9 protein-coding genes and 1 pseudogene are annotated in these 7,765 nt (G+C 62.6%); 5 read left to right on the top strand and 5 right to left on the bottom strand.

All coding sequences use genetic code 11. The features are described 5' to 3' along the window. Positions 1 to 15: 15 nt before the first annotated feature. Positions 16 to 960, bottom strand: a complete 945-nt coding sequence (locus BMY22_RS22125) for a pirin family protein (protein ID WP_090625446.1) — start codon at positions 958 to 960, stop codon at positions 16 to 18. 99 nt (positions 961 to 1,059) lie between these two features. On the opposite strand from BMY22_RS22125, the gene BMY22_RS22120 reads away from it, so the two are divergent. From BMY22_RS22120 to BMY22_RS22105, 4 genes are all read left to right on the top strand, one after another. Next, entirely contained in the window at positions 1,060 to 1,968 is a 909-nt protein-coding gene (locus BMY22_RS22120) for a LysR family transcriptional regulator (protein ID WP_090625444.1), read from the top strand. Between the two features lie 122 nt (positions 1,969 to 2,090). Next, on the top strand, positions 2,091 to 2,690 hold the full coding sequence (wrbA, locus tag BMY22_RS22115) for an NAD(P)H:quinone oxidoreductase (RefSeq protein WP_090625443.1): 600 nt from the start codon (positions 2,091 to 2,093) through the stop codon (positions 2,688 to 2,690). A gap of 60 nt (positions 2,691 to 2,750) precedes the next feature. Then, entirely contained in the window at positions 2,751 to 3,170 is a 420-nt protein-coding gene (locus tag BMY22_RS22110; protein ID WP_089169851.1) for a nuclear transport factor 2 family protein, read from the top strand. Positions 3,171 to 3,326: 156 nt separating this feature from the next. Next, positions 3,327 to 4,196: a helix-turn-helix domain-containing protein gene (locus tag BMY22_RS22105; RefSeq protein WP_090625447.1), complete on the top strand. Its 870-nt coding sequence runs from the start codon at positions 3,327 to 3,329 to the stop codon at positions 4,194 to 4,196. A 15-nt stretch (positions 4,197 to 4,211) separates the two neighbouring features. Here BMY22_RS22105 and BMY22_RS25115 read toward each other — a convergent pair. From BMY22_RS25115 to BMY22_RS22090, 4 genes and pseudogenes are all read right to left on the bottom strand, one after another. After that, a pseudogene (locus BMY22_RS25115) lies at positions 4,212 to 4,580 on the bottom strand (flavin reductase family protein); the annotation flags it as partial. Between the two features lie 18 nt (positions 4,581 to 4,598). After that, positions 4,599 to 4,769: a hypothetical protein gene (locus tag BMY22_RS25110; protein WP_244158972.1), complete on the bottom strand. Its 171-nt coding sequence runs from the start codon at positions 4,767 to 4,769 to the stop codon at positions 4,599 to 4,601. A 178-nt stretch (positions 4,770 to 4,947) separates the two neighbouring features. Beyond that, a complete protein-coding gene (locus BMY22_RS22095) occupies positions 4,948 to 5,871 on the bottom strand; it encodes an NADP-dependent oxidoreductase (protein ID WP_090625442.1) in 924 nt (307 codons plus the stop codon). 60 nt (positions 5,872 to 5,931) lie between these two features. After that, positions 5,932 to 6,360 carry a DoxX family protein gene (locus tag BMY22_RS22090; RefSeq protein WP_090625440.1) on the bottom strand — a complete coding sequence of 143 codons (429 nt, stop codon included), beginning with the start codon at positions 6,358 to 6,360 and terminating at the stop codon, positions 5,932 to 5,934. A 447-nt stretch (positions 6,361 to 6,807) separates the two neighbouring features. On the opposite strand from BMY22_RS22090, the gene BMY22_RS22085 reads away from it, so the two are divergent. Beyond that, positions 6,808 to 7,542 (top strand): SDR family oxidoreductase, encoded by a 735-nt coding sequence (locus tag BMY22_RS22085; RefSeq protein ID WP_090625439.1) that lies wholly within the window; start codon positions 6,808 to 6,810, stop codon positions 7,540 to 7,542. Positions 7,543 to 7,765 lie beyond the last annotated feature (223 nt).

The raw sequence follows: 7,765 nt of genomic DNA, 5'->3' as shown, positions 1-7,765 counted from the left end.
TTTAGGGAAGGGAGTTTACGTAAAGACCTTGAAAGGGGTGGCCTTGAATCGCCACCGCACCTGCGAATCGGCGGGCAGCGGGATGAATTCGTCATCGCCCGGTACGTCAGGGAAGCGCCGGGCACGCCAGTCTTCGGCGGCCTGCAGGATTCGCTCGGGCCGGCTGGAGACGAAGTTCCAGTAGATGTGTCGGCGACCTTCCAGCGGCTCGCCACCCAGCAGCAGGAGCCGGGTGGGCCCGACGGCGCGCAGCACCACCTCGCTATCCGGGCGAAGCACCACCAGACGATCAGCGCCGAAGCGCCCCGGCTGACCGACCACCTCGACCTCGCCGCCCACCATATAGAGGGCGCGCTCAATGTGCTCGGCCGACAAGCGATAACACGCGCCCGCCTGCAACTGGAGGTCGGCGTAGAACAGATCAGAAACCGTCTGGGTGGGCGACTGGACGCCTTCGAGAGATCCGGCCAGCAGGCTCAGCGAAGCACCGTCCCCTTGGATCAGCGGGATGCGCTCGGCGAGCAGGTGCTGAAAGCCCGGGTCGGTTTCTTCGTGCGCTTCGGGCAGCGCTACCCAGGCTTGAAAGCCCTTTAGCCTGCCGCCGCTCGCCCGGACCGGATCGCTGGAGCGCTCGGAGTGGACGATGCCGCGCCCAGCCGTCATCAGGTTGATCTCCCCGGCGCGAAGCTGCTGGATGTGCCCGGCGCTGTCGCGGTGCAGCATCTCGCCCTGCAGCAGATAACTGATGGTAGACAGGCCGATGTGGGGGTGCGGGCGGGTGTCCACGCCCTCTCCCGGCCTGAAGACCACCGGGCCAAAGCTGTCGAGAAAAATGAACGGCCCCACCATCCGCCACTGCGCCGAGGGCAGCGCACGGCGCACATCGAAACCGCCGATGTCACGCACGTTGGGAAGAATGATCTGCTCGATAGCGCTGGGGCTGGACGTCTGGACGGTCACGGCGGGTCTCGCTGAATGAGTGAAGTGCCGTCACTCTAGGCCCGCTGTCTTATCGGAAAAACCCGGATAATATGCACAGAAACGTTCGAGGAATTCGAAATGATTTCAGAGCCGGGTACCCCTACGCTGGACCAGTTGCGCGTGTTTCTCACGGTGGTCGACATCGGTAGTTTTGCCGGTGCGGCGCGCAAGCTGCATCGCGCCACGTCGGTAGTGAGTTATTCCATCGCCAATCTGGAAATGCAGTTGGGCGTCAGCCTTTTCGACCGCAAGACCACACGCAAGCCACAACTGACCGACGCCGGGCGCACGGTGCTGGCCGAGGCCCGGACGATATACACCGGTATCGACGGCTTGCGGGCCAAAGTTCGCGGGCTGCTGCATGGTCTGGAAGCCGAGGTGCACCTGGTACTCGACGTGATGTTGCCCAGTGAGCGGGTGGTCGATGCGCTCAAGGCCTTTCGCGAGCAGTTCCCCACCGTGTCGCTACATCTGCATATCGAGGCCCTCGGCGCGGTGACGCAACGGGTGCTCGAACGCGGCGCGACCCTCGGGCTCAGCGGCCCGCTGACCACGAGCATCGACGGCATCGAACGCATCGGCGTGGGCAAGGTGGCGTTGATACCGGTAGCCGCGCCCGACCATCCCCTGGCCCAGCACGGGCCGCACGCGCCCGGCGCCGGCCGCGAGCACGTACAGTTGGTACTCACCGATCGTTCCAAGCTCACTGAGGATCAGGAGTTTGCCATCGTTGGCACTCGCACCTGGCGACTGGCCGATCTCGGCGCCAAGCACATGCTGCTTCGCGAAGGCATCGGCTGGGGAAACATGCCGATCGACATGGTGCGCGACGATCTGGCCAGCGGCCGACTGGTGCGACTCGACCTGCCCGACTGCGTCGGCGGTGACTATGTGTTCGACATCATCTACCGCACCGACACGCCACCCGGTCCTGCGGCCAACTGGTTGATCGAGCGGTTCAAGGCACAAGCGGCAGCGGGATACTGACCGTTCGATAAAACTGAACGTAACGGTCGAAATTAGTCGCCTTTTGTCGATCATATTGCCGTGCGACATTGCCTCCATCTCGGCGACGGCGCCGTTGGCAACTACCTAAATGGAGGCATCACATGGCTAAGGTTCTGGTCCTTTACTATTCGTCCTACGGTCATATCGAGACCATGGCCAACGCGATGGCCGAAGGCGCTCGCGCAGCCGGTGCGCAGGTAGACGTCAAGCGCATCCCGGCAACGGTGCCCGAGGAAATCGCCAAGGGCGCGCACTTCAAGCTGGACCAGGGGGCGCCGGTCGCGACGGTCGCCGAGCTGGAACAGTACGACGCGATCATCGTCGGCACCGGCACGCGCTTCGGTCGCATCAGCAGCCAGATGGCGGCTTTTCTCGACCAGGCCGGCGGGCTCTGGGCGCGCGGCGCTCTGAATGGCAAGATCGGTGGCGCGTTCACTTCCAGCGCCACCCAGCATGGCGGCCAGGAAACCACGCTCTTCTCGATCATCACCAACCTGCTGCACTTCGGCATGACTATTGTCGGCCTACCGTATAGCCACCAGGGCCAGATGGGCGTTTCCGAAGTGGTCGGCGGTGCACCTTATGGCGCGACCACCATCACCGGCGGCGACGGCTCTCGTCAGCCCAGCGAAACCGAACTGGCCGGCGCCCGCCACCAGGGTGAACTGATCGCCAAGACCGCCACCAAGCTGTTCGGCTGATGGTCGAAACTTGCCCAATGGCGGGCCCTTTCCCTTCTGTTACTGAAACGAGCGATGACCATGAATACTGCTGAGCAGCTGTTGCACCTGCATTTCGAAACCTTTGTCGATGACCACGAACGGTGGAAGACGCTGATCGCCGACGACCTGGTGTGGGAGCTGCCGTTCGCGCCTGCGCTCGGTCATCCGGCCCGCCTCAGTGGGCGCGATCAGGTGCTCAGCCACGTCGGCTGGTTTGTCGGCGCCGTGGAGAACTTCCGCTTCCATGACCTGAAGGTGCACCCCGGCGCTGCCCCCTCCGAGGCGAGTGCCGAGGTCAAGGCCGAGGGCTTGATCAAGCCGACCGGACGTCTTTACCAGCAGGACTACGTGCTGTTCGTCCGCGTCGAAAACGGCAAGCTGGCCTTCATCCGCGAATACTTCGACCCGGTCCGGGCCGCCATTGCGCTGGATGCGCCTATTCCTGCACTGGCCAGCTGAGCCGGTCGGGTCGACCTAATCGAGGCTGCCCATCCCTGCGCTACCCTATCGATCGCAGCCCTCGCTTGAGGGCTTTGCCGATGGGAGCATGCTGTGCACCAGACCGAACCGGATGTACCGCCACTGAGTGATGCCCAACGCATCACCGCCGAATCGATGCTGCATTATCTGCCTGGCGAGCAGCAGGCCTTGCCGTCGCGCCCGCAGATGCAGGATGTGGTGGTGCAGCTGTTCACCCATCACACCATCGTCGAGCCGATATTGGTTCCCGCCGTGGTGGAACCGCTGCTGGTGCTGGTGCTGGCCGGCGCCGCCAACATCGAAGAACGCTCCCTCGGCGGGGAATGGGAAGCCGCCAACGTTCAGGCCGGCGATTTCTTCCTCACCAACACCAGCGAGCCGTATGAGATGCGCTGGCAAACACAGGACGGCGATATCTTCGAGGTGATGCACCTATATCTCGGCCTGCCACTGATCGATCAGGCCGCACGGGATCTGCTGGGCAAACACGCCACCCCGGTGACCTTTCTCGATGTGTCCGGTGCACGGGATGAACGGGTGAGGTTCATGCTGGATCAGCTGCGCATTGAGCTGATCAGCGAGCGCCAGCCCAGCCCGCTTTTCGCACGTAGCCTGGCGCAGGCGCTGGCCGTACATCTGGTTCGCACCTACCTTGATCCGCACAGCGTTGCCAGGAGCGGTAATGCGCTGCAGGCGTACAAGCTGCGGCACGTCATCGAAGCGATGAGCGAGCGCCTGGCCGACGACTTCAGCCTGACACACCTGGCCGAAATCGCGGATCTGAGCGAGTACCACTTCAGCCGGATGTTCAAGCGCGCCACCGGCCTGTCGCCCTCGCAGTACTTCATCCGCCTGCGCATGGCGCGCGCCCGCCATCTGCTGCTCGAGACGGACCGCAGCATCATCGACATCGGGATGGAGGTCGGCTACTCGAGCCCGAGCCATTTCTCCCAGGTATTTCGCCGCGAGGTGGGCGTCACGCCCAGGGCCTATCGCCAGGCGTGATGCTCGCCACGGGCCTTACAGGTTCTGCGGCCTGAAGCGCTCGCTCAGATCGAGCACCTGGCCGGCCACCCGGAACTGCCCTTGCCCGCGATAGTGCAAGGTATCCGGCTCGGTGACTGCCGTGGCGACATGGGCCTTCACCACCTCCCAGATGAACAGGCCGTACTCGTCTATCTGCCGATCATCAGCCAACCGGCATTCGAAATTCGCATAGCACTCCTCGATCAGGGGCGCATCCACACGGCTGGCAGGCGCTGCGCTCAATCCGCACGTCTCGAACTTGTTCGACGACCTTCCCGAGCTGTTGCCGACACAAACGACCGCATCGACCAAGTCAGCCGTGGGCACGTTGATCACGCATTCGCGACTGCGGCGTATCAACTCGTAGCTGTGGTTGCCTTCTCAGATGTAGCAGCCAAAGAGCACAGGGCTGAATTGCATCATCAGGTGCCAGCCCATGGTCATGATGTTGGTTTCGTCCTGCCAGGCGGAGGTGACCAGCACGATGGGGCCGGTCTCGAGATAGCGGCGAATCTTGGCCAGCGGGTAATCGGATTTTTCGAGTCTGGACATCAGCTGTCTCCTCTCGCGTCGTGGATATCGCGGTTCGCCTTGCGGCCCGCGATGAGGGTCAGTCTCTCGCAGGCTCGACCTACCGTCTGTTGCGAGCCTGCCGGCGATGTCGCGAAATTTCGGACGAAAAAAGCCGGGCAATCGCCCGGCTTGGCCAGCTCTCTGCGACGCGCCGCGTTTACAAACTGGCATCGAGGACCAGCTTGCCACGTATGTGCCGCCCCCAGCTCTTGCGCAACGCGCCTTCGGCTTGGGATAAGGGCAGCACTTCCACTTCGATTACCAGGTCGCCCGTCTCGAACAACGCGGCGATCTTCTGAAGCTGAGCGCCATCGGAGCGTGCCGCGAAATGCTTGCCCGTTGCACCGACCGCCTCTGCCTGTGCGGCGTCAGGCGGGCTCACTGGGGAAACCAGTACACCCCCAGGCTTCAGTACCGACCATGAACGTGTCTGCGTATCGCCACCAACCAGGTCCAGCACGACATCGACCGAGCTCACGACGGTTTCGAACGGCGTCTGGGTGTAGTCGATCACCTGAGAGGCACCTAGCTCCCGCAGGTACTCATGGTTGCGCGCCGAGGCCGTGGCAATGATGGTGGCGCCGGCGATCCGCGCCATCTGCACCGCCATGCTGCCGACCCCGCCAGCGGCGCCGTGGATCAGCACCGTCTGCCCTGGCTTGATCTGCGCATGCTCATGCAGCGCTTGCCAGGCGGTCAGCGCCGCAGCCGGAACGCCACTTGCCTGCAGGGCCGACAACCGGCCCGGTCGATGGGCGAGACGGTCCGCGCTGGCCAGAACCTCGGTGGCGTAACCACCGACAATATTGATGAAACTGAATACCTCGTCACCCACGGAGAAGCCGCGAACGTCGTCGCCTACCGCCGCCACTCGACCGGCTACCTCGACGCCCGGCGTGTAGGGCAGCTCCAGCGGGATGAAGGCTTTCATTGCACCGGAGAGAACCTTCCAGTCGATTGGATTGACCCCACTGCCTGCCACTTCGATAAGTACCTCACCCTTGCCCGGCACCGGCGAAGGCAGTTCCTCGAACACGAAACCCTCTGGTTGCCCGTATTGCGCTATGCGAATCGCTTTCATGTGTCACCTCGAAAAGTTGAGAGCTGCTTGAAGGAGCCGGCAACAGGAGCCGGCGCAGGATTAGGCGCGACGTGCGTCCAGGCTGAAACGACCGGCGCCGAAGGCGGCCACCTGCAGCAGCCCGCCGGCCATGGCGATGTTCTTGAAGAAGTGGATGAACTGACTCTGGTCGGCCAGCTCGTTGTGGAACGCGAGGGCGGTGGCGACGCTGAACAGCGCGAGCCCCGCGGCAACCAAGCGAGTGCGGTAACCCAGGATCAGGGCGATGCCGCCTACCACTTCTACAAGGATGGCAATCGCGAGGGCCAGGGTCGGAAACGGCAGGCCGACCGATTCGATATAGCCGATCATGCCAGCAGGGGCGCTGATCTTGGAGACTCCCGAGAGCACGAAGATGGCGCTCAGCAGCACGCGACCGGCGAGTGAGGCCGAAGCGGAGAGCGTGACAGAGCTGTCGGTGGCGCTGGAGAGTGCGATGGGTTGCGTCATGGCTGTTTCCTCTTGAAGGACCCACCACCCTGGTGAGCCGCAATGAGGAGAATTCTGCGTGCAGTTCTCTTATCTAAATAGACGGCTAATATCGAAGAGTATATTCGATTAATTCGAACTCACAGAGGGCCCGACACTCGCTTCCGCACAGCCCAATCCGGACTGCAAGAGATCCGATCCAACATGGACACCACAACCCCATACAAGCTGACCTGACGGCACGATACGCAGGCCCTTCGCACCTGGTTCATTGGCCTCACTGCCCCCGACACCTCGCTATCCAGCAACCGGCCAGGCAGAAATAGGCAAGCGCCATGGAGGTATCGGCATTCGCCCGTTCGCCGCTCTTCCCTAGCATCGCACCGTACTCAGTTCGATCCACCAGCACATCGCGCAGGAGGAAGGAGCTGAGCCCACAGTGATGATTTCAAGCGAGGAGATCCGGTTATGTCGAACATTCAAGGCAAGGTCGTACTGATCACAGGTGCAAGCAGCGGGATTGGCGAGGCTGCTGCAAGGCTCATCGCCGCCAAAGGCGCCCATGTCGTGCTAGGCGCGCGCCGTACTGATCGGCTGGAAAAGCTTGTGGCGGATATCAATGCGCAAGGCGGCTCGGCGAGATGCCGCGCCCTGGATGTCACTGATCATACCGACATGCAGGCGTTTGCCGATTTCGCCAAGGCAGAATTCGGCAAGATCGACGTCATCATCAACAACGCTGGGGTCATGCCGCTGTCACCGCTCTCATCCCTGAAGGTGGCTGAATGGAACCGGATGCTGGACGTAAACGTCCGCGGCGTGCTGCACGGCATTGCCGCTGTGCTGCCGACGATGGAAGCCCAGGGGCACGGTCAGGTCATCAACATTTCTTCGATCGGCGGGCTCACGGTATCTCCTACCGCCGCGGTGTATTGCGCCACCAAGTTCGCCGTAAGAGCCATTTCGGATGGCCTGCGGCAGGAAACAGACAAGATCCGCGTAACGGTAGTCTGCCCGGGCGTGGTCGAGTCCGAGCTGGCTGACTCGATTTCCGACGAAGCGGCGCGCGAGGAAATGAAGGCGTTCCGCCGAGTTGCGTTGACCCCGAATGCGATTGCGCGGGCGCTTGCCTATGCAATCGACCAGCCCAACGACGTGGATGTGAGCGAAATCGTGGTTCGGCCTACCGCGAGTCAGCATTGAGACCGCTCTCGACCCCGTGCCTCACCGCTCATGCCAGGCAGGAAGCCGCTTCCAAAGAAACGGCAGGGGCGGCGGTCTACTCGGTATCCCAGCATAGATAAAGAAGACGGCTCTTCATGGATTCCAGACAGTTCAGGACATCCCGTTTGACTGGGACCGGGCCGGCTAAGCTACGTGCTCTGATGAGGCCCCGAGTGTCAGCCGATGATCCACCTTCAGAACC

The organism is Azotobacter beijerinckii, assembly GCF_900110885.1.
Taxonomy (GTDB): Bacteria; Pseudomonadota; Gammaproteobacteria; order Pseudomonadales; family Pseudomonadaceae; genus Azotobacter; species Azotobacter beijerinckii.
Note: the sequence above shows the minus strand (reverse complement) of the source record. Positions and strands in the feature narration are given on the sequence as shown.